General features: G+C 59.7%; 21 protein-coding genes and 2 pseudogenes. 8 read left to right on the forward strand and 15 right to left on the reverse strand.

The features are described from left to right. Nucleotides 1-763: 763 nt before the first annotated feature. From OVA00_RS33810 to OVA00_RS33845, 8 genes and pseudogenes are all read right to left on the reverse strand, one after another. Nucleotides 764-1,133: pseudogene (locus OVA00_RS33810) on the reverse strand (MFS transporter); the annotation flags it as partial. A gap of 96 nt (nt 1,134-1,229) precedes the next feature. Next, nucleotides 1,230-1,424 (reverse strand): hypothetical protein, encoded by a 195-nt coding sequence (locus OVA00_RS33815; RefSeq protein WP_181529650.1) that lies wholly within the window; start codon nt 1,422-1,424, stop codon nt 1,230-1,232. Beyond that, complete coding sequence (locus OVA00_RS33820) at nt 1,421-1,636, reverse strand: DUF2933 domain-containing protein (protein WP_112773242.1); 216 nt, start codon at nt 1,634-1,636, stop codon at nt 1,421-1,423. Before OVA00_RS33820 ends, OVA00_RS33815 begins: the two co-directional genes overlap by 4 nt. Continuing rightward, nucleotides 1,633-3,723 (reverse strand): copper-transporting P-type ATPase, encoded by a 2,091-nt coding sequence (locus OVA00_RS33825; protein WP_326494175.1) that lies wholly within the window; start codon nt 3,721-3,723, stop codon nt 1,633-1,635. Before OVA00_RS33825 ends, OVA00_RS33820 begins: the two co-directional genes overlap by 4 nt. A 210-nt stretch (nt 3,724-3,933) precedes the next feature. Next, entirely contained in the window at nt 3,934-5,388 is a 1,455-nt protein-coding gene (locus OVA00_RS33830) for a multicopper oxidase family protein (RefSeq protein ID WP_268091138.1), read from the reverse strand. Between the two features lie 77 nt (nt 5,389-5,465). Beyond that, nucleotides 5,466-5,849 carry a hypothetical protein gene (locus OVA00_RS33835; protein ID WP_146749606.1) on the reverse strand — a complete coding sequence of 128 codons (384 nt, stop codon included), beginning with the start codon at nt 5,847-5,849 and terminating at the stop codon, nt 5,466-5,468. A 502-nt stretch (nt 5,850-6,351) separates the two neighbouring features. Further along, nucleotides 6,352-6,729: an NmrA family NAD(P)-binding protein gene (locus tag OVA00_RS33840; RefSeq protein ID WP_326494176.1), complete on the reverse strand. Its 378-nt coding sequence runs from the start codon at nt 6,727-6,729 to the stop codon at nt 6,352-6,354. Next, a complete protein-coding gene (locus OVA00_RS33845) occupies nt 6,710-6,934 on the reverse strand; it encodes an NmrA family NAD(P)-binding protein (protein ID WP_268090577.1) in 225 nt (74 codons plus the stop codon). The genes OVA00_RS33840 and OVA00_RS33845 overlap by 20 nt, the downstream gene beginning before the upstream one ends. Nucleotides 6,935-7,037: 103 nt before the next feature. On the opposite strand from OVA00_RS33845, the gene OVA00_RS40135 reads away from it, so the two are divergent. Continuing rightward, nucleotides 7,038-7,145: a LysR family transcriptional regulator gene (locus OVA00_RS40135; RefSeq protein WP_414436896.1), complete on the forward strand. Its 108-nt coding sequence runs from the start codon at nt 7,038-7,040 to the stop codon at nt 7,143-7,145. Nucleotides 7,146-7,210: 65 nt separating this feature from the next. Then, nucleotides 7,211-7,483, forward strand: coding sequence for a hypothetical protein (locus tag OVA00_RS33850; protein WP_268090578.1), 273 nt, complete (start codon nt 7,211-7,213; stop codon nt 7,481-7,483). Between the two features lie 419 nt (nt 7,484-7,902). Here OVA00_RS33850 and OVA00_RS33855 read toward each other — a convergent pair whose 3' ends face one another. Beyond that, entirely contained in the window at nt 7,903-8,373 is a 471-nt protein-coding gene (locus OVA00_RS33855) for a DUF6438 domain-containing protein (RefSeq protein WP_234824648.1), read from the reverse strand. 1,030 nt (nt 8,374-9,403) lie between these two features. Here OVA00_RS33855 and OVA00_RS33860 point away from each other — a divergent pair. From OVA00_RS33860 to OVA00_RS33870, 3 genes are all read left to right on the forward strand, one after another. Further along, entirely contained in the window at nt 9,404-9,811 is a 408-nt protein-coding gene (locus OVA00_RS33860; RefSeq protein ID WP_268090579.1) for a hypothetical protein, read from the forward strand. A gap of 377 nt (nt 9,812-10,188) precedes the next feature. Continuing rightward, on the forward strand, nt 10,189-12,825 hold the full coding sequence (gene ligD / locus OVA00_RS33865; protein WP_268090580.1) for a DNA ligase D: 2,637 nt from the start codon (nt 10,189-10,191) through the stop codon (nt 12,823-12,825). Nucleotides 12,826-12,862: 37 nt separating this feature from the next. Continuing rightward, nucleotides 12,863-13,240: a DUF4112 domain-containing protein gene (locus OVA00_RS33870; RefSeq protein WP_112773248.1), complete on the forward strand. Its 378-nt coding sequence runs from the start codon at nt 12,863-12,865 to the stop codon at nt 13,238-13,240. Between the two features lie 6 nt (nt 13,241-13,246). Here OVA00_RS33870 and ligD (OVA00_RS33875) read toward each other — a convergent pair whose 3' ends face one another. From ligD (OVA00_RS33875) to OVA00_RS33890, 4 genes are all read right to left on the reverse strand, one after another. Beyond that, nucleotides 13,247-14,275 carry a non-homologous end-joining DNA ligase gene (gene ligD, locus OVA00_RS33875; RefSeq protein WP_442780580.1) on the reverse strand — a complete coding sequence of 343 codons (1,029 nt, stop codon included), beginning with the start codon at nt 14,273-14,275 and terminating at the stop codon, nt 13,247-13,249. A gap of 85 nt (nt 14,276-14,360) precedes the next feature. Further along, nucleotides 14,361-14,633 (reverse strand): hypothetical protein, encoded by a 273-nt coding sequence (locus OVA00_RS33880; protein WP_268090581.1) that lies wholly within the window; start codon nt 14,631-14,633, stop codon nt 14,361-14,363. Nucleotides 14,634-14,667: 34 nt separating this feature from the next. Next, entirely contained in the window at nt 14,668-16,296 is a 1,629-nt protein-coding gene (locus OVA00_RS33885) for a GMC family oxidoreductase (RefSeq protein ID WP_442780581.1), read from the reverse strand. A 205-nt stretch (nt 16,297-16,501) separates the two neighbouring features. Then, nucleotides 16,502-17,284 carry an alpha/beta fold hydrolase gene (locus OVA00_RS33890; RefSeq protein ID WP_159416243.1) on the reverse strand — a complete coding sequence of 261 codons (783 nt, stop codon included), beginning with the start codon at nt 17,282-17,284 and terminating at the stop codon, nt 16,502-16,504. A 142-nt stretch (nt 17,285-17,426) separates the two neighbouring features. Here OVA00_RS33890 and OVA00_RS33895 point away from each other — a divergent pair, with 142 nt between their 5' ends. Beyond that, the gene (locus OVA00_RS33895; RefSeq protein ID WP_034799823.1) at nt 17,427-17,894 is read left to right on the forward strand and encodes a MarR family winged helix-turn-helix transcriptional regulator; all 468 of its coding nucleotides are present in this window, start codon (nt 17,427-17,429) and stop codon (nt 17,892-17,894) included. Nucleotides 17,895-17,913: 19 nt separating this feature from the next. Here the strand turns inward: OVA00_RS33895 and OVA00_RS33900 are convergent, their stop codons facing one another. After that, nucleotides 17,914-18,693 carry an SDR family oxidoreductase gene (locus tag OVA00_RS33900; RefSeq protein WP_112773210.1) on the reverse strand — a complete coding sequence of 260 codons (780 nt, stop codon included), beginning with the start codon at nt 18,691-18,693 and terminating at the stop codon, nt 17,914-17,916. Further along, complete coding sequence (locus tag OVA00_RS33905; protein WP_268090583.1) at nt 18,693-19,013, reverse strand: nuclear transport factor 2 family protein; 321 nt, start codon at nt 19,011-19,013, stop codon at nt 18,693-18,695. Before OVA00_RS33905 ends, OVA00_RS33900 begins: the two co-directional genes overlap by 1 nt. 95 nt (nt 19,014-19,108) lie before the next feature. Here OVA00_RS33905 and OVA00_RS33910 point away from each other — a divergent pair, with 95 nt between their 5' ends. Both OVA00_RS33910 and OVA00_RS33915 read left to right on the forward strand, forming a co-directional pair. After that, the gene (locus tag OVA00_RS33910) at nt 19,109-20,008 is read left to right on the forward strand and encodes a LysR family transcriptional regulator (protein ID WP_268090584.1); all 900 of its coding nucleotides are present in this window, start codon (nt 19,109-19,111) and stop codon (nt 20,006-20,008) included. 243 nt (nt 20,009-20,251) lie between these two features. After that, nucleotides 20,252-20,401: pseudogene (locus tag OVA00_RS33915) on the forward strand (IS1595 family transposase); the annotation flags it as partial. Nucleotides 20,402-20,813 lie beyond the last annotated feature (412 nt).

Here is a 20,813-nt window from a genome sequence, read left to right on the forward strand (position 1 = left end):
CACTCTGCCGTAACTGCATCAAGGCTTCCGTATAGGAAGCCAATCAAACGCGACGCACTATAGATCAAAACTGGGTATGCAGCGGCACTGTTTGGCCTGCCTTCAGCCGCACCGACTACTTTGATTGCGACCGCGAATTCAAAAGATTGGCAAGGCTGCCCTTTCTGCGCAAAAGTCTGTGCATACGCTTCATAATCGCAGAGATATCGCGTATTTCCGCGGGTTGGGGGGATACTGCCTTGGCATGTGTCGCGGCCAGGCAAAGGACGGCGTCCACCTTGCCGAAGGTCCGCCCCCAGTCTCATCGTGACATTCGCGCCTCCTACTTGGGTCCACGCCAAGAACAATGTTTTACGTTCCTCAAAGCTCATAAACTCGTTGCTTCAGCGCGCGCGGTCGCTCACAAGGACAGCTGGGTAACGCAAACCGTCCAGCCGCAGTCGCGTTGCCATGTGCAAATACTTAACGCGCGTGTTTGAGGCTGGTCGCGCCGGTCTCGAAACTTTGATTTTACCATTCAAAGGACCGCTGAGATTTGATGCCGCGCAAACTTTCATCGGAACGCAGATTTTCCGCAAGCCGCCTCAATTCCAACGGCGCTTTATGGCGGCCAACGTATCGTGCGCTCCCGCTGCACGACGATCGCGTTTGCAGTCCGACCGGCGAAAGCAGCGTGATCTGATGACGGCTTCAACAATTGCATCGATTGTCTAGAGTTTATTGCGCCTGGGCGGCCGCAGCCGCCACCATACTCCATTCGTCGTCATACGGCACCAGGCCGGTTGATCGTCAGGAAGTGACTGGCAACAGGTTTCTCCGTGCTGGCAAAGATGTTCAGCCCAGGATTCCACCATGAACCATTCGACCATCTTCTCCGGATCAGCCGAGTCCTCGGTGACACCCCAGCCATAGGTACCATCGCGGCGGCGTTCGTTTGAAAGATAATCGATGGCGTGCAGGAATGCGCTGTGGTGCTGATTCTCGACCTTGTACTCGATCAGGATCAAAACCGGCACACGGTCATGGGCAACGGGTTCCGCAACAACCGGCTCAGGTCAGTGATTGGACGGCACCATGTCAGCGTCGCCTGCAGGAAGTTTCACGCGGTGCATGATGAACCCGGCCCCGAGAAGCAGCCCGTCGGAACTTAGGCGTTCGCGCAGCTTCGGCATGACCCACCTATCGCGCCTGCACCGATTGCCCCGAGCAGGATGCCGTAGAAGCTGGTATCACTCGCATCGAGATGCGGGATCCCACAGCGCGTCCGGCAGAATCGTCGAGTATGACATCCGTCCGCCGAGCATCATCATCGATGGCTTCCCCATATGTGAACCGAGGGTCGCCTGGTCATCGAGGAAGTCGAAAAGCGTCTCGGGGGAAGCCGCAATATCGGTGACGGTTTCTGCCGAGCGAACGTAGCTCATGTGATGTCGCCCGGCTCCGTCGGATGGCTTTCACGGTCATGGCGATGCCTGGCGTGCCCATGTCCATGGAAGAGATGCATCAACGGGCACGCAAGCAGCAGCAGATAGGGTGTGAGACCCAAGACGTGCTGCCAGTGCTCGCGAAGTACGAAGAATGCGGCAATCACTGCCAGCGAAGCGGCAAATAAAATCCATCTGCGATCCCACATCATATCCGCGCGCTCCTCAATCTCAGGGCATTGCCGATCACGCTGACGGAAGAAAGCGCCATGGCGGCCGCCGCGATGATCGGAGACAGCAGCAGCCCGAAAGCCGGATAGAGCACTCCGGCGGCGATGGGCACGCCTGCGGCGTTGTAGATGAAGGCGAAGAATAGGTTCTGCCGGATGTTCGTCATGGTCGCGTGGCTTAGGCGCCGCGCGCGAACGATGCCCTGCAGATCGCCTTTGAGGAGCGTGACGCCCGCGCTTTCGATCGCGACATCGGTCCCGGTTCCCATGGCGATGCCGACGTCGGCTGCGGCAAGGGCGGGGGCGTCGTTGACGCCGTCGCCCGCCATGGCGACGGTCCTGCCTTCCTTACGCAGACGGGCGACGATCTCGCTCTTGTGCTCGGGCAGGACTTCCGCCTCGACCTCCGTGATCCCCAGCTTGCGGGCGACCGCACTGGCGGTGGTCTTGTTGTCCCCGGTGAGCATCACCACGCGGACCCCGTCCCTGATCAGCGCCCCCACCGCAGCCGGTGTCGTGGCCTTGATCGGATCGGCGATAGCAAATAGTCCGCCCAGGAGGCCGTCGATCGCCGCGAAGATCACCGTTGCTCCCTCGCCACGCAGTTCTTCCGCCCTCTGAGACAGCGCAGAGACGTCCACTTTCTCCTCCGACATGATGCGGTGGCTGCCGATGATGAGCCTGCGGCCATCGACGATGCCCGTCACGCCCTTACCGACCGGACTGTCGAAGTTTTCCGCGGACACGACTTCCAGGCCACGCTCGTTGGCGGCGTCGACGATGGCGCTTGCGAGCGGATGTTCGCTCGGCCGTTCCAGCGCTGCGGCCAATCGCAGCAACTCGGCTTCAGATACACCGCTCACGGCGACGATTTCGGTGACCTTCGGCTTACCCTCTGTCAGGGTTCCGGTCTTGTCGACCACCAGTGTGTCGACCTTCTCGAAGCGTTCTAGCGCTTCGGCGTTCTTAATCAGCACGCCGACACCCGCGCCCTTGCCGACACCGACCATGATCGACATCGGCGTGGCGAGACCGAGGGCGCAGGGGCAGGCGATGATGAGCACCGCCACGGCTGCGACCAGTCCGTGGGCGAACCTCGGCTCTGGTCCGATCATCATCCACGTTGCGAAGGCGATGACGGCAATCAGGATGACGACCGGCACGAACCAGCCGGAAACTTCGTCGGCGAGCCGCTGGATCGGGGCGCGGGAGCGCTGGGCCTCCGCCACCATCTGCACGATCCGCGAGAGCATCGTGTCGCGACCGACCTTGCCAGCCTCCATGACGAAGCCGCCCGTCTTGTTCATGGTGCCGCCGATCAGCTTTGCTCCGGCCTCCTTGGTGACTGGCATCGACTCGCCGGTGATCATCGATTCATCGACCGAGCTGCGGCCCTCCAGAAGTGTTCCGTCGACCGGAACCTTCTCGCCAGGGCGGACGCGCAGCTTGTCACCAACGGCGACGGTCTCGAGCTGCACGTCCTCGTCGGTGCCACCGCTACCGATGCGGCGGGCGGTCTTTGGCGCGAGATCGAGAAGGGCGCGGATCGCGCCACCTGTCTGCTCGCGCGCTTGCAGCTCGAGAACCTGCCCGAGCAGCACCAGCACGGTGATGACCGCCGCCGCCTCAAAGTAGATCGCAACGACCCCCTCGCTGGATCGGAACGTTGTCGGAAACAGACCGGGAGTAACGGTTGCGACGACGCTGTAGACCCAGGCAACGCCCGTACCCATGGCGATCAGGGTGAACATGTTCAGGTGCCGTGTGACGATCGACTGCCAGGCCCGTTCGAAGAACGGCGCGCCAGCCCAAAGCACGACCGGGGTCGCCAAAACGAGCTGGATCCAGTTCGACATCTGCGGACCGAGCAGCATGTGCAAGTTGGTGAGGTGGCCGCCCATCTCGAGCGCCAGGACAGGCAAGATCAGAACCAGTCCGATCCAGAACCGCCGCCGCATGTCGACGAGCTCCGTGCTCGGTCCAGTGTCGGCCGTCACGACCGCGGGCTCGAGCGTCATGCCGCAGATCGGGCAGTTGCCGGGGCCGAGCTGTCGTATCTGGGGATGCATGGGGCAGGTGTAGATCACGCCATCCTGCTGTGAGTCCTGCTTGCCTGGGGATTCGGCAGTCCTCGCGTTCTGATTGACGTAGTGGTGATGGTCGTGACCTTCATGTTCGTGGTGATGCTTATGCTCGTCCATGGGGTTTCTCCGTAACGGTACCCGCCTCCAACAGAGCTAGCGTCCAGCCACCCAGTAAGGGGGCCGGACGTCTCCTGTTTAGGCATAGGCGACGAAGGACATCATTCCAGATGCCATGTGATAGAGGTGATGGCAGTGGAGCGGCCAGCGGCCCGGATTGCTTGCGTCGAACACGACGCTCACGCTTCCCATCGGTGGCACAACAACGGTATCCCTCACGGCGCCGCCGATTGCAGTTCCGTTGATGTCGACCACCTGGAAGTGGTGACCGTGCAGATGCATCGGATGGGACATCATCGACATGTTGCGCATGGCAATCTCGACCCTTTCGCCTTCGCGGACATCAAGGCCGTCGCCGCCGTCGATCCGCCAGTCGTAGCCGCTCATGTTGCCCGTCAGAGTGAGCTCAAACCTGCGGTCGGCGGGACGGGGAGGGAGCGGTATGACGGCTGCCAGCCGCTGTTCGAGGTCGAGTCCCACGACCGGGCCGGATTCCGTCCCGCGCGAGGCAATCTTGGCGATCTTTGCGCCGGACGGCGCCAGAACAATGCCTGTGCGATGATCTGTGCCCTCGCGCAGTGCAAGGATTGGATGGGCTTCGGCCGACTTCTGAAGCTCAAGCAGGATATCGAGCCGCTGACCCATTGAGATCGGGAAGCGGCTTCCGGAAATCGGTTGGATTGGCTGCCCGTCGACGGCGATGACTTGTCCGGCAATCGTACCTGTGTCGATCGTGAAGGCAGTGGCTGTCGCGCCATTGATGATGCGCAGGCGGACGCGCCCTCCGCTTTCGACGGTGACCACTTCCGGATCATCGAGCGTGCGGTCGTTGGCGAGATAGGCATCGTACTCGATGTCGTTCAGGTCCATGGCGGTCATGCCCGCCATCGCCGTTCCGGACGTGTGGCCGTCATGCATGTTGGATGCCATGCCCTGCATCATACCGCCGTGGTTCATCCCATGGCCGCCTGTCGCTCCCTTGAGCTTGGCGAGCAGTTCTTCGGCAGGCGTGAACGAGAAGTCATGCAGCAGCACGACCACTTCCTGCTCGTCGCGCTGCCTGTCATCGGCGGTTCGCACGATCAGGGGCGCGGCAAGCAGGTTCTGCTCCTGGAGCGTATGCGCATGCATCCAGTGCGTGCCGCCGGAGCCGACCGGAAACGTGTAGCGCCGGGTTTCCTTCGCTTTCAAAAGTGCTGCGGGATTGTCCGGAACCCCGTCCATGTTCCATGGCGGCGCAAGCCCATGCCAGTGGATGAGCGTTGCTTCGCCACCTTGATTTGAAAGGGTGACGTCGAACAGAGCCTCCGCATCGAGCGTAAGCCCGACGGCGCCATCCGGTTGGAGGAGCCCGAACACGTCGGCGGCTTTGCCGTTCACCTCGATCACGCGCTTCGTGATCGCAAGGTTGCGGGTGCCCGCGCTTGATGTTGCCTTGGCCTCAGCCCAGCTTTTGTTTGGATGGAGTCCGGTGCCCGATGCGGCGACCACGACGCCCGACATCAGTCCGCCCAGAAATTCACGGCGTTTCATCTTCATTGACCTCTCGTTCCGTGCCGGTTAATGCCGGCGAAGGTCGCACCACAGGATGCGACCGTGGACGACCGCCGTCAAACGACGGCTGGTCTGGCTCGTCCGGCGGATCGAGGAGGGCCGATGGCGGGTCGCGAAATAATGCCGTTGATGGGCGGCTGGGGGCTGAGATCCCGGCGACCACCGGACTTCAGGGTGACTTCGCCGAATATCGGAGCGGGGAACAAGGCGTAGCACAGGCTACATATGCGTTTGCAGCACACTTTCGGGCGGCCTGTTTCTTTCTCTGCGTGGAGATCGCTTTTGCCCGGCGGTGAAACGACATGTTCGCTGCCGGCGATATGTGGCCCGCATTTGATGGGAGCCGCCTCAGCCATCGGCGTGACCAGAAACAGAAAAGCGACCAAGATGGCCAGCAATTCTGTTGCGCGTCTCCGGGCGGTCTGGCTGACGGCGATCATGTTTTCGTCCAACACCTCGTGCTGTATTCACGAACTAGATTGCGTGATGTCTGCAAGTCTCGCCTTGACCTTGATCAAACCGCGACAAGAGTGCGTCTGTCAATGGGAGGATTACATCCTAATGTGTTCCTCCCAGCGGCCGCACGTCTGCTGTTTAACAGACGCTCTCGTTTTGTGGTAGAAAGGTCGCATAACGTATGACTGGAATGGTACGGCGCTCGGTATGATCTAGGGCCTCCGAACCCGCCACGTTCACGGCTTTTGTTGTCAGTCGGCCTGATACCGAAAGTACTCCCGAGCCCACGGCAGACGTTTCGTCGGCTGCTTTCCCGAGCCCACGTTTGCGAGCTCAAATTCAGCCGCCGTTAGTGTGCCCATGTAAGTGTGCGCCTCATAGTAATTGAAAGTCGCCTCACTTCCGCCGAAAAGGCGCCCGGCGGAGCGCGATTGAACGTGAATTCGTGTCCGAACTGCTGAAGTGTTTCAATTATCTCGGCGAAGCTCATGAAGTCACCCACCAATGGCCAGTACCAGTGCCGGCCACTTCAGGGCGGGCGAACGCCCCTGCGACGATGTCACCGAGTTCGATGATGTCGGCCATGTGAAAGCTGCGCGAGTCAGGATTGAGCGGCAGAGTCCAGCCATAGGTGCCGCCTCGTTGCTGCTGCGGCGCCGACACCGTCAACAGGTTCTGATAATAGAACGGCGGGACTACAAACGTGTGATGCGCGAATCCGGCGGAGCTTACAATGTGATCCACCTTGGCCTTACCGGTGTAAGGCGGAACGTTAAATCGGCCGGCGCTAATCGTTTCGACATCCGGCAGTGTAGACCAGATCAGGTGCTCGACACCGGCCTCTCTAGCAGCATCGATTTGCAGTTGTTGCCTGCTTGATCTCGTCGGCCCCCTCTTGCCAGAAGTTCGTCATGAAGAAGAGCCCATATGCACCTGAGAGCGCCGGCTTGAGGGTCTCCGGTCGGTCAAGATCAGCCTTAACGATTTCGTCGGCAAGATCGCTATGTGCGCTTGGATAACGAGTGAGGGCACGGGTCTTGAATTGACTGTTGGTCTTGAGGGCGCGCAAGACAGCGCCTCCTGCTAGCCGGTTGGGATGAACAATCCGCATCCACCCACACTCGAGCAGCTCCGCGTGTTCCTCGCCATTGCGGACGCCAGAAGCTTTGCGGGTGCTGCAAGAGCTCAACCGCGCGACATCCGTTGTGAGCTACCAGCTCGCGAACTTGGAAGCGCAGTTAAACCTCTCGCTGTTTGACCGTCAGACGCGAAACGGCTGAGCCTCACCGAGGCCGGCCGAGCACTGCTGCCCGGCGCTCGGGCAGTCACACGGGAGGTGGGCGGTTTGCTCACCCGCATCAGAAGCCTCCTGCAAGGCGAAGAGGCCGAAGTCTCCCTCGCCGTTGATGTGATGATGCCAATCCCCACGCTCACCGAAATCCTCAATGCATTCAGTGCTGCCTATCCGACCGTTACCATGCGATTGCATGTCGAGGCTGTTGGGGCTGTGACGAGCCCCGTGCGCGACGACGTCGCCGACCTCGGCGTGAGCAACACCCATTCCTGTGACCGACCAATATCTCGAGCGATGACCGGCGCGAGGATGCTGAAGGCATAGTAGACCGAATTCAATGAGCTGCGTGACACCCAGACCCCGGACTGTCCACACGGGCAGCTTGCTTTCCATCGTCAGGCACCTTCGCTGACGGTCTCGGGCAGCGGTGAGCTACCGCAGCCACAGCCCGATTTGCCCGAGGATTTCGCGACAGCGTCTGTGACGCAGCAGGCGTCAACCTGCACCGGCGCGGGGCCGCCGCAGCAGCCGCGGCGATGTCGTGCTCTCCGAATGTGTCGGGGTATCGCGCGAGGAATGGTCTGCCGACACGCCAGTCCGAGGGCGTCAGGGTGATCTGCAGCGGTAGCCCAATTACCCGCGCAGCGCGCTAAAGAGGTTGGAAGGTGACAGTCTCGCCTTTCAACCCACAAGCGTCCCAGCGATTAACTCTGAGGCCCTGGTCGTAAGTCGCTCTCAGAGCCTCACTTTGCTGGACGATCCCAGGCTCCATCCTCAAGACGGCGATCTTCGATCAGTTTCCCCACCGGAAGCAAATCGGGCGCATCCGCAAGCGTTCGCGCCAAAGCATCGTTCCGCGGATCCCTGCAGCCGAAATTGAAGACAAGCTGGTCAGTACGTCCGGCCCCGATCCACGTCACCGAGACTGAAGCATGGTCCGTGGCAAACTGTGTGCACCGCGCATGCCCCACGGTAATGGTCTCCGTTCCTTGCGGCCGATGCGGCGCGAGTGCCGACTGGAAGGTGGACCATTCCTTTGGCGTGATCGAAAAAGGCTGTTCGCCATGAACGTTCGTAAAGCGCCGGCCCTCGAACATACCCCCGCTGGCGCTCACCTGGAAACGGTAAACTGGGCACTCGCCGAGACATGGTTTGCGTTCGACAATGATGCTCGGCGTCTGGCTTTGCTCCACCAGCAGCGCTGCTGCAGCCATTATAATCTTCGCAAGTAGTATCATATTGTGCACCTTCAGGCAGAGACACCCTGGGCCGGTCGTCAGGTCCGCTCACGACACGTGTGTCGCGGGGTGGCATCTTTTGCGTGTTAAGACGTTAATTTCAACCAACACGCAGTCCCAGTCAATGTCCTTTTGTGGCTGACTTTCTCTGCTTGTATCCGGGCCGGTCACGCGTCTGTCTTGAGGCGCCGGCTGCCCATGTCGATAGCTGGTTCATTGCCGTCGGAAGGACGATAGGTCACGAATATATGTGGGCCACGGACCCGACACGTCGTCGGTTGGAACAAAACCCCCGAGGTACTGTTTACCTACAATATGCGAGAGGATCAAACATGGCCGACATCGGACTGCCTATTCCCAAGGCGATCGTGGATCCCACTAAAGATTTCGTGGGTATTCCGCCACAACAGAGAAACATTGCTAAGGAAATCAATCGACTTAGAAAGCAGGTGCGTCGCTTGCAGACGCTTGTTGAGAACATGGGCATAGTGGCAAGTCGTCCGAGGCGAAGGACGTATCGACTAGTAGGCGCGGCTGTAACCATTGCATTTGCGGGGCTTTCATGGGCCCTTTGGAGATCACGAGATACGGCGACTTTTCGTCGAATAGTATCCGTCGCGCTTCCGTTTCGCGGTCGCGGCAACTTCTGACCTCTCGCCCCAAGTCCGGCATTTCAAGCTAACAGCGGGGCCTGAGGAGGCGCCGCCAATCGGCTCCATTCCGGGGAATGTCGATGGAACTCGGCCCGGGTCCGCGGCGACAATGCGCGGATCGGGGCGCGCCGCCTCCCCCAAAGAGTCTCGCGGTGAAATGGGAGACGAATGTAGGCTGGCTTGGCGAAGGCGAACAGCTTTCTTGCCCATTCAGTGGTCGACAGCGGTGAGCAAGGTTACCGCGCTACTTTTGGCAGCCGACCGGTTGAGTGCTCCATGGATCGATGGGCCAAACCGTCTGTTAAATCTCTGCCGCTAGTCTGTATCAAAAGGGGATATGGAAAGGCATTTCGATGAACGGCGCGGCACCTGTCTTGCAGCACTTCCTGAACAAGGAAGAGTCCTTCATGTACGATCGGGAGACCAGCTTCCCGATGGAGGACACGCGAAACGAGGCGCGCATCGAATACACTGAGAAGGGCATGACGCAACTGAGCTCTCGTCGCTGCGAAATCATCAAGCTTTCGAAAAGCGGCGCGCTGATCAGCATCCTCACGCAGTACCAGCTGCCACAGAATTTCTACCTGGATATCCCGAGCGCACGCGTCCAGATGGTCGGCTGCCTGTTGAAGCGGGTGCATGCCAACAACGTCATCGAGGCGCGGTTCCTACGCATGCTGACGGACCGCGACCTCAATCGCATCTTCGTCTACAGCACCCATCCGAACCACCGCAATCGGACGCTCAACATTTACCGCTAGAAAGGAAATCGCCGGCGCCGCCGCCAACGCAGCGCCTGCGGTAGCGACCACCAGGCCGATCCAAACGCCATAGAGTTTGTGATTAAGTATGACCGCCAAAATGGAGCGGCGAAGTCCCTCAAGGCGGTGACTGGGCAGATCCCATCAAGCACCTTGACGGCTGCGAGCACATTGACGGACAAGGCAGCTCGGTAGGTTGCTTGGCCATGGCATCGCCTGTGCTTAACCACCGCGCCGCCGGCAGAGGATATTCTCCACACGAAAAACCTGCGACGGGCCGGCGGGACCTATCCTTGGAGTATGGGAACAACAATCCGGCGCGGGGGTTTTCGACTCCAGTGTAAGGAATTTCCTAATGGGATGGATTGAGGTCGATCATGGCGGCTGACAAGCTCTCAACCTACAAGAAGAAGCGGGACTTCAAGCAGACACAGGAACCGAGCGGCGCGGCCGCCGTCAAACCGGCCAATCGGCTTCGCTTCATCATCCAGAAACACGACGCGACGCGCCTTCATTACGATCTTCGCCTCGAACTCGACGGCGTGTTCAAATCCTGGGCTGTTACGAAGGGGCCATCACTTGATCCGCATGACAAACGGCTGGCGGTCGAGGTGGAGGATCATCCGCTCGACTATGGCGATTTCGAGGGCACCATCCCGAAAGGCCAGTATGGCGGTGGCACGGTCATGCTGTGGGACCGGGGCTATTGGGAGCCGGAAGGAAACAAGTCGCCGGAGGAAGCCCTGGAGAGGGGCGATTTCAAATTCGTGCTGCAGGGTAAGCGCCTAAATGGCAGCTTCGTGCTCGTGCGGATACGCAACGACCGCGATGGCGGTAAGCGCACCAATTGGCTGCTGATCAAGCACCATGATGACCATTCCGTTGAACAGAACGGCGCTGCAATACTGGATGAGAACATGACCTCGGTGGCATCTGGACGAACCATGGAGCAGATCGCCAGCGGCAAGGGGCGCAAGCCCAAGCCGTTCATGATGCCGAGCGGTGAGGTCGAGGCCGACGCAGTCTGGGATAGCAAGCGAGGGCGCGCAGCCGATAGACGCAAAGAGAGGGGTCGGGAAGATGTGGCGACGTCGACCGGGGTTGACCTGCCGGACTTCATTGCTCCGCAACTCTGCGAAACCGTGGAGCGCCCGCCGGCCGGGAAGAACTGGCTGCATGAGATCAAGTTCGATGGATACCGCATCCAAATGCGGGTCGCAGACGGTGAGGTCAGGCTGAAGACCCGCAAAGGGCTGGACTGGACGGCCAAATATCCGGAGATAGCGAGAGCTTCCTCCCAACTACCCGACTGCATTATCGACGGCGAGATCTGCGCGCTCGACGACAATGGCGCTCCGGATTTCGCGGCGCTTCAGGCCGCCTTGTCGGAAGGCACCACCGGCAACCTGGTCTATTTCGCGTTCGACCTCCTGTTCGACGGCGGCGAGGATTTGCGGCCGAGGCCGCTTACCGATCGAAAGGCGCGTTTGCAGGAGCTGCTAGCAGATGCGACCGACAATCCTCGTCTTCGCTTCGTCGAGCATTTCGAGACGGGCGGCGATGCGGTCCTGCGTTCTGCGTGCAAGCTTTCCCTCGAGGGCATTGTCTCGAAGCATGCCGATGCGCCCTACCAGTCCGGCCGTACCGACACCTGGGCGAAATCGAAATGCCGCGCCGGACATGAAGTGGTTATCGGCGGATACGCCAAGACGAATGGCAAGTTCCGGTCGCTACTTGCCGGCGTCAATCGCGGTGAGCATTTCGTTTATGTCGGCCGCGTCGGCACAGGCTACAGCGCCAAGAAGGTCGAAACACTGCTGCCAAAGTTGAAGGCTGTGGAAACGACGAAGTCGCCGTTCGCGGGGATCGGCGCGCCGAAGAACGAAAAGGAAGTCGTCTGGGTGAGACCCGAGTTGGTCGCCGAGATCGAATTCGCTGGCTGGACCGCAGACGGGCAAGTCCGCCAGGCCGCCTTCAAGGGCCTGCGTGAGGACAAGCCGGCCGATGAGGTGGAGGCGGAAAAGCCTGCATCCCCCGCGACGACCAAAACGCCCAAGCCCGCGCCGATGGTGAACAATGTCCCGCGCCGCAAGGGCGCGAAGGCCGAGGTCATGGGCGTGCTCATCTCCAATCCGGACAAACCGTTATGGCCGGACGCCGACGACGGCAAGGCCGTCACCAAAGAAGAGCTGGCCCGGTATCACGAAGCGGTCGGCTCTTGGCTGATCGAACATGTCAGGGGCCGGCCGTGTTCGATCATCCGCGCGCCTGACGGCATTGGCGGCGAACAGTTTTTCCAACGCCACGCCATGCCGGGTACGTCAAACCTGCTGGAGCTGGTCAAGGTGTTCGGCGACAAGAAGCCGTATTTGCAAGTCGACCGTGTCGAAGGCCTCGTCGCCGTCGCCCAGATCGGCGGCATCGAACTACATCCATGGAACTGCGAACCAGGAAATCCGGAGGTGCCGGGCCGGCTGGTCTTCGACCTCGACCCCGGTCCGGATGTGCCGTTCGCGGCTGTGGTTGCGGCCGCCCGTGAAATGCGGGACCGGCTTGATGATCTCGGACTTGTCAGCTTCTGCAAGACGACTGGCGGCAAGGGACTGCATGTGGTGACGCCGCTGGCCGTGAACGCGCGTACGCCACTTTCATGGGCGCAGGCGAAGGGCTTCGCCCATGACGTCTGCCAGGAGATGGCCCGCGATAATCCAGACCTTTATCTCATCAAGATGACGAAAAGCCTACGGGAAGGCCGCATCTTCCTCGACTATCTGCGCAACGACCGCATGGCGACGGCGGTGGCCCCCCTCTCGCCACGGGCGCGTCCGGGCGCCACCGTGTCGATGCCGCTGACCTGGACGCAGGTCAAATCCGATCTCGATCCGAAGCGGTTCACCGTGCGGACCGTACCGGCGCTGCTAACGAAGACGATTGCGTGGGAGGACTATTGCGACGGACAGCGCGAGCTCGAACAGGCCATCAAGCGGCTCGGCAAGCACAAGGCTGCGGCATGATCTTTGAACGGCAGGGCGCAAAGACCACATAGGACATATGAAAAATCACGCTGTCCCCATCGAGCACCTGACCCGCCTTCGGCGCATCCGCGGCCTGGTACGGTTGATGGACACGGCGCTTCGCATTCCCGGCACGCGCGTATCGCTGGGCGCGGACTCGGTTCTTGGCCTCATCCCAGGCGTGGGCGATTTCGCAGCGGCGACTATCAGCCTCTTCATTGTAAACGAGGCGCGCCGTCTCGGCCTGCCGAATGACAAGCTGGTGAAGATGCTTGTCAATGTCGGCTTCGACACGGTCGCAGGAAGCGTGCCGGTGCTCGGCGACGTCTTCGATATCTATTTCAAGTCCAACCGCCGCAATCTGCAACTCGTGCTGGACCACTTGGGCCTCGACCACGCTGACCTCGATCGGTAACGCCGGTCAGATGCGGTCTCCAAGCGTGGCGATATCGAACACCGCGGCATTGTCCTGGATTTCGCACAGGCCCTTATAGGAGGCATGGCGCAGATTTCCGTCGATCGTCCAGCCGCGGAAGTCGATCTCGGCGATCAGCGTCGGCAGCGCGAACACGTAATTCTTGCCCTTGACCGGCACGACCGGTTTCTTCGTCTTCAGCTTGTCCAATGTCTTGCGCAGGTATTCGGCATCCTTCGCCTTGAACCCGGTTCCGACAGAACCCACCGACACCCAGCTATCGCCCCGCCGGGCGGCAAGCAGAAGGCTGTCGATCCCGCTACGCGCTTCAGCGGACTGCTCATAGCCGACGATCATGAAGCTCTCACTCTGGACGCATTTGACCTTGATCCAGTCGCCTGTTCGTCCCGACCTGTATGGCCGCTCGCGGTGCTTGGCAACAATGCCTTCGAGCCCCATCGAACATGCATTTGCCAGCAGCTCGACGCCATCACCCTGCGCTTCTTCCGACAGTTGCACCGCGCCGCTTGCGCTGTCGAGGAAATCCGTAAGCAGATGCCGGCGAACCGAAAGTTCCGTCTTCGTCAGATCGTGGCCATCAAAATAGAGAAGATCGAATGCGACAAAGACCGCCTCCGTCGAGGCGCGCTTGCCGCCGCGGCCCCCGAGCGAGCGTTGCAGCGCCCCGAAGTCCGCATGGCCCTCCTTGTTGAGAACCACGGCCTCGCCATCTAGGATGGCGGTCCCGACGTCGAGCCTCTTCGCGGCTTCCGCGATCCGGGGAAAGCGATCGGTCCAGTCGTGGCCTCCGCGCGTGATGATCCTAACACCCTTCGCTTCGATGTGGATGGCGAGGCGATACCCGTCCCATTTGATTTCGTAGAGCCATTCCGGTCCTTCCGGCGGCGTCGGCCGCAGAAGCGCCAAGCACGGCTCCATGCGGTCGGGCATCGGATCGAAGGGCAAAGTGAGCTGGTCGCGATTGCGTCGGCGGACCGGCCGCGACTGGAGCGCAGTACCGGAGTCATCGAGCAAGGGTATGGCCGATCAGCGCTTCGCTTTCATGGAGATCCATCATGCGCAAGAGAGAATACGAACTTAAGTGCCTTCCGTGAAGTTTTCAGGATGAGTGCTTTCCGTTTCCGCTCGCCGCCAAACTCTTGCGAAGAGCGTCCATGATGTTGATGACGTTGCTGCCAGCGGCGCCGGTCTCTTCCTGGGCCTTGCCCTTCTTCAAGGGCCTCAGCCCCTTCTTCTTTTTCGCGATAATGTCGAGGAGAGCGTCCTGCACGGGGTCGGAAACCATGTCCGGGGACCAGGTCTTGCTGCTAGCAGAAGGTCTTGAAATACGCCGAACGGTTGACCGAAGAGGGGCAAAGAGCTCGACCGCCATTGTGTGCGGACCGCCGAGCTCTTCTAAAGCACCTTCAGGCGAATGGAGCCACACCACTCAAGTCAGCAAGACCATGCGTCTTCCTGATCAAATCGCCTGCGCGCTCTCCGATGACGACACACGGTGCCATCGTGTTTCCCGTGGTGATACGCGGCATGATCGAGGCATCTGCGATACGAAGACTTTCAATCCCGTAGACCTTGAGCTCGTTATTGACCACGGACATGCTGTCGCGTCCCATTTTGGCCGTGCAGGACTGGTGCCAGTAAGTGACGGCGGACTTTCGGATGAAATCGATCATTCCTGCCCGGTCGCGTGTGCCTGGAGCTGCCTCCCTCGTGACCAGCGGCGTGAAGGCGTCGCCATTTCCGAGTTCGCGACACAGCTCAACCGCCGCCAAGGCGGCAGCCATGTCTTCCGGATGACTGAGAGAATTTGGTTCAATCAGGATAGGGTCGTTTGTATTGGGGCCGGAGAGCCTCAGCCGGCCGCGGCTTTTCGGCTGCGCAAGCCCTGAAAACATCGTCCAACCATGCGCCGGGGTTTCCAGACCTGTTTCTGTCGGCGAAGGAACGGCGAACTCCAACTGGCACTGCAGAATGTCCGGTTGAGAGAGGCGGGAGTCGCTTTTCCAATAGAGTTTTGCTTCGCAGCCTCCCCCGCCGACGCCTTCCGGCTTTCTATATGCCCAGGTGCAGCCGAACGCGAGATGATCTTGATGATTTCGACCCACACCCGGGAGATGCTGCACGACAGATATCCCGTGAGCTTTGAGTTCGTCCTTCGGGCCAATCCCTGACTGCATCAGCACCTTTGGCGTATTGATCGCACCCAGCGACAGTACCGTTTCGCATCGCGCAGTGAACGCACGCCGCTGTCCGTTGACGAGAGCCTCAACGCCTGTCGCCCGTTTGCCATCGAAGATGAGGCGCGTGACCAACGCCTCGGTTACGACCGTAAGGTTCGGTAGCGACATGAGCGGACGAACATAAGATCCGAATACGGACTCCCGCTTGCCATCCCGGATGCGCAGTTCTGCGATCGATGCACCTCCGGGACTTTCCATCAGTTCGCCGTTCGGAGTGTCGAAAACCGGAATGCCCATCGCCGATGCAGCGTTCAGCAGAGCCGCTGCGATTGGTTGTGGCGAACGTGGCTGGGCGACATATACCGGTCCTCCAGCCCCGCGGCGTACCGCATCCGGTGTGCCGCGCCAGTCTTCAATCCGCCGATAGTAGCCGAGAACCGATTCATAACCCCAGGCTTCATCGCCCGCTTCAGCCGCGAAATGATTCCAGTCTTCCTTGTGGCCTCGCGCCCAGACCATGACATTGATGCTCGAACCACCACCCAGTCCCTTCCCCATGCTGAGAGGAAGCCGCCTACCGTAGAGCTCAGGCGCCGGCTCTCCAACGAAACCCCAGTCACGGTTCGTACCGAGATTGAGTGGCCATTGCGACGGGTTTACAACGGACTCGGCCGTATCGTCTCCGCCAGCCTCAAGAAGCAAGACGCGGGCGTTTCCACATTCTGCCAGTCGGGCGGCAACGACGGAACCACTGGATCCGGCTCCACATACTATGAAGTCAAAATCGGCTGGAACCTCAGGATGTCGTGGTGCCAGATTTTCACGTCGGTTTATGTCATGCGTATTCTGATCCACGGGGTTACCTTTGTGAATTGGTGGGCTGAAATTGCAAGTTGGCCGCGAGCGCTATTGGCATCGGAGATGCAATCGATCTCAATCGGAGATCGACGGATTTACATACTGCCTGTAGGGCCGAGTGTGATGGGAGGTCAGGATGTTCCAGCATCCGATCATCGGAACAGGAATGCCTGTGCCGATGATAAAGCTCGAACGACCATCCTTACTGCGCCGAGACAGTTTTCGCCGCTTCGTCGATGGTGTCCGCGACCACCGTTGGCTGCGTCATGAACAGAGCGTGGCTTGCTGCGACCTTGGTGATCTTGGCTTTAATCCGCTCTGCCATATGGACCAGCATGGCTTGGTCAAATGCTTTGTCCTCTGTGGCGATGACGGCCCAGCTTGGCTTGGTTCGCCAAGCAGCATTCTCCAGCTTCGTGGCAAACGCCGACATGTTGATTGGGACCTGCGAATCCCGCATGAACGCGACGTCGGTGTCGCTGGCGTCATGTGCAAATCCAGCCTTGAATTTCCCAGGGTTAACGTACCCAAATCCATCTTTCGTGGTTTCGATGACGAATTCAGATGCCGGGGCAAAACCTTCATACTGCTGGGCCGTCGTCTCGCCTGCGTCCGGTGAGAGCGCGGAGACGTAAACCAGTCCCGCGACCTTTGTATCAATGCCGGCTTCCGTAATGACTGTTCCACCCCATGAATGGCCTACCAGAATGGCCGGTCCATCTTGCCGCTCAAGTGCACGCTTGGTGGCGGCAACGTCGTCTTCGAGGGAGGTCAACGGATTCTGGACGATGGTGACACGATATCCACGCTTCGTGAGATTGTCGTAGACGGCCCTCCAGCCGGAACCATCGGCGAAAGCACCGTGAACGAGTACGACGTTCTTCACGGCCTGGTTAGCAGGGATCGTGTCCGCAGCGTTCGCAGGCACTGGGGCGGATATTGCGGCTACGGCTGCGACGGTGGCCAATATGGTCCTGGTGGTCATGGCTCTCTCCTCTTGATACATGCGATAACTGTTATCGCGATAAATAATGCCTGTCAGTTTTCATTCTTCGTGTCAACAAAATTTATCGCAATATTGTTTTTTGCAGTACTTTTTGCTAATTCTGCGCCGACAGGAGCTCAAAATGACGAAACGACATAACGACCCGCCGCCGCTCAGCGATCAGCTCTGCTACGCAATCTACACCGCTGGCATCGCTATCCAGCGTGCCTACAAGCAAGTGCTTGACGAGTTGGGTTTGACCTATCCGCAGTACCTCGTGCTCAACGTTCTCTGGCGCGAAGACGAGCAGACGGTTGGTGCCATCGCCCATACCCTCGCCCTGGAATCCAGCACGCTTACGCCGCTTCTAAAGCGGCTGGAAGCATCAGGCTTGCTGCGACGGACACGAAATCTGAGCAATGAGCGGCAGGTTGTCGTTGCATTGACGAACGAGGGACGCACGTTGCAGCACCGGGCCGGCTGCCTCAGCGACACATTGCTCGCAGCCTCTACACAGACGCCCCAGGAGTTGGCATCCTTGAATCGCGATGTCCGGCATCTCCGCGACGCCATCTATTCACAGATCGGCGGATGGGACGCGCCCGCTTGATCTGCGAAGGCGTCTCGATCTAGGCTGTCGGCACAGTTCCTCCATCGATGGTGTATTCGGTACCTGTGATCGATGCAGCGCGGTCCGATGCCAGGAAGGCAATCAGATTTGCCACTTCCGTCGGTTTGGCAGGGCGCCCGAGAGGTATGCCGCCCAAACTATCCATGATGATCTTCTTGCCACCCTCAAGATCCGTACCCGCCTTGTACGCCAAGCGCTGGGCCAAGTGAACGGACGCTTCCGTTTCGATCCAACCCGGAGACACTCGCACGACGCGGACGCCCTTGGGCGATACCTCCTTGGACATGGCCTTGCTATAAGTCGAGAGTGCCGCCTTTGCTGCGGCATAAGCCGTGGTCGCTTCCGGGAGAGGTAGCAATCTTTGGATGGACGTGACATGCACAACCACACCGGTTCCCCGTTCGACCATGTCTGGAACCAGTTCGCGATCCAGTCGAACAGCGGGAAAAAGATTGAGAGACATTTCGTTGTACCACTCGGCATCAGTTAGCGCCCCAAAGCCACCGCCAGCTGCTGCCGAACCACCCAGCATATGAACGATGATATCGACGTTGCCGAGACGTTGACGCGTAACGTCCGCGACGGCCGCGCACCCCTCTTCAGTCGTGAGATCGGCCTCGACAAACAATTCTTCCGGCAGGTTCTCAGGACGCGTCCGCGCGGTCGTCAACACCTGCGCGCCGAGGTCCCGAAACAGGCTGACGGTCGCAGCCCCGGCGCCCTTGGTTCCAGCAGTAATGAGGGCTCGCTTGCCTCTCAGGTTGAGAAAGTCTGTCATCACCGGATCTCCAGCCAGGCGATCTTGCCGTCCTCGATGGTGAAGGCATATGAGAGCGTCACCGGACTGCCGGGAAACTGGCCGCCAACTTTGGCTCGGACGAGCACTTTGTTGCCGTCAACGGTGGATTCGAACGGTTCAGAAACGTACTGCGTCGCCTCCTTCGCAGCCACCCACCATTCACGGATAGCGACCACGCCTTGATGGCGCGATCCCTCATCTTCGACAACGGCTTCGATCGCAAAGGTCTCCGACAGCGCATCCGCGTTGCTGCCGCTGTCAGCGTCAAAGTACATGTTCACGATATCGGGCATATCCATTGTGGTTCTCCTCATTGGCTGACCTGATAGTAGCGCTCGACCATTGCGTAAATAAGTGGGATAAACCGGCATGCAGCAATGAACAGATCGGGACAATGGAACAAGCCAACCTGAAGGAACTTGAAGCGGTAATCGCTATTGCCCGGCGCGGCACATTCCGCGCAGCGGCCATTGATCTTGGCATGTCTACGACAGCGTTGAGCCACACAATAGGCAGGCTTGAGGCGGAGCTTGGGGTGCGATTATTCAACCGCACCACACGCAGCGTGTCGCTGACGGATGCCGGCAGGCTCTTTGTGCAGCAGGTGGCGCCCTCGCTTCAAGATCTCTATGCCGCCTTGGATTCGGTGCGGGCGCAACGTGAGACACCTTCCGGAACAATACGGATCAACGCGGCGCCCTTCGCGGCGCGCGCAATCATCTCGCCGCTCGTGCTTGAGTTCCTGCGCCGCTATCCCGACATGAATGTCGATATTGTAACTGAAGGAAAGATGGTCGATATCGTCAAGGACGGGTTTGATCTGGGAGTCAGGGTTGCGGGCCTCGTTCCCAGCGACATGATTGCAGTTTCGCTCGGCCGGCCTCAGCGACATGCTGTGGTTGGGTCTCCTGAATACTTCGAGAGGCATGGGAAGCCGGTGGTCCCTCCCGACCTCCTCAGCCATCGATGCATTCGCGTTCGCCTCCCCGATGGCTCCCTGTTTCGGTGGCGTTTCGAGAAGGACGGGGAGCAGGTGCAAATCGATGCACGCGGCCCGATATCGCTGGACGAGGCTAGCCTCACGAGAACCGCTGTCCTGGAAAGCGCCGGTATAGCCTACATCTTCGAGCAAGACATTTTCCCGGACATTGAGGCGGGGCGCGTCGTCCGTGTACTGGAAGACTGGACGCCACCGTATCCGGGGCTTTGCCTTTACTACCCTGGGCGCCGACATCTGTCAGCCGGGGTCAGGGCGCTCTTGGAACTTGCGCGTGAGCTCGCGAGAGTGAGCTAATTGAACCGCCAGTGGAGAAGCTTGCTTGTCTCTTCAACGCTCCAAGCGGACAGATTTGCAAGGCGTGAATGACCGGTTCGCGGCCAGTCGGTCACTGATCTGCCATTCCGCAAGGAATGAGCGGAAAGCAGACCCTCGGCTTCTAGGATCTCGTTCGAGTAGCCTGGACAACCGACATGGCGCGCAAAACCGCGTCCCCGCGTAACGAATTGATTGTCCGCTTCGGGCTATTAAATCGCGTCCAGGGAACGCATGAAAACCATGTGGTCGTAAGTGCCCCCAGCGCTGCCATTGCTGCAAATCTTTCGCGCCGCGACGGGCCGTCCACATATGCGCAGAAGTCCGGATGGTGGGATCATCGTCAAATCAGCGGTCGCGGTCTTTGGTTTATAGGGACCTTGTATCGAAGGAAGGTGCCGCTTTCGCAGTCCACGCCTCTGCGCCGCCGCGCGCAGTCACGGACATCGTTTAATCGCGACCGTCTGCGAGCGAGATCACTACCGTCATCAGCTCCGCTCACGTGAGCGACAAAATCACCCAGATCAGAACGGTGGCTGAGATGATCAGCAGCACGATTGCTGCGGCGCGTATTACCTTTCCCATCATTGTCATCCTCCCGCCAGAACCGCGCTGGTGCCATGAGATAAATTGGCAGAACCGCAAACTTGCTCCGTGGCTGCGGCTCTGAGTGCCAGCGGGGATTTGCGTGAACGAACGATGGCGACCAACCAAAAATTGCAGCGTTTTGGTTAATTTAGCGTTTCCTCACGTATATTGGTTTTCTATTGGAAAGATTTGAAGCCGT

This window comes from Ensifer sp. SL37 (genome assembly GCF_026672675.1).
In the GTDB taxonomy this organism is placed as follows: Bacteria; Pseudomonadota; Alphaproteobacteria; order Rhizobiales; family Rhizobiaceae; genus Ensifer; species Ensifer adhaerens.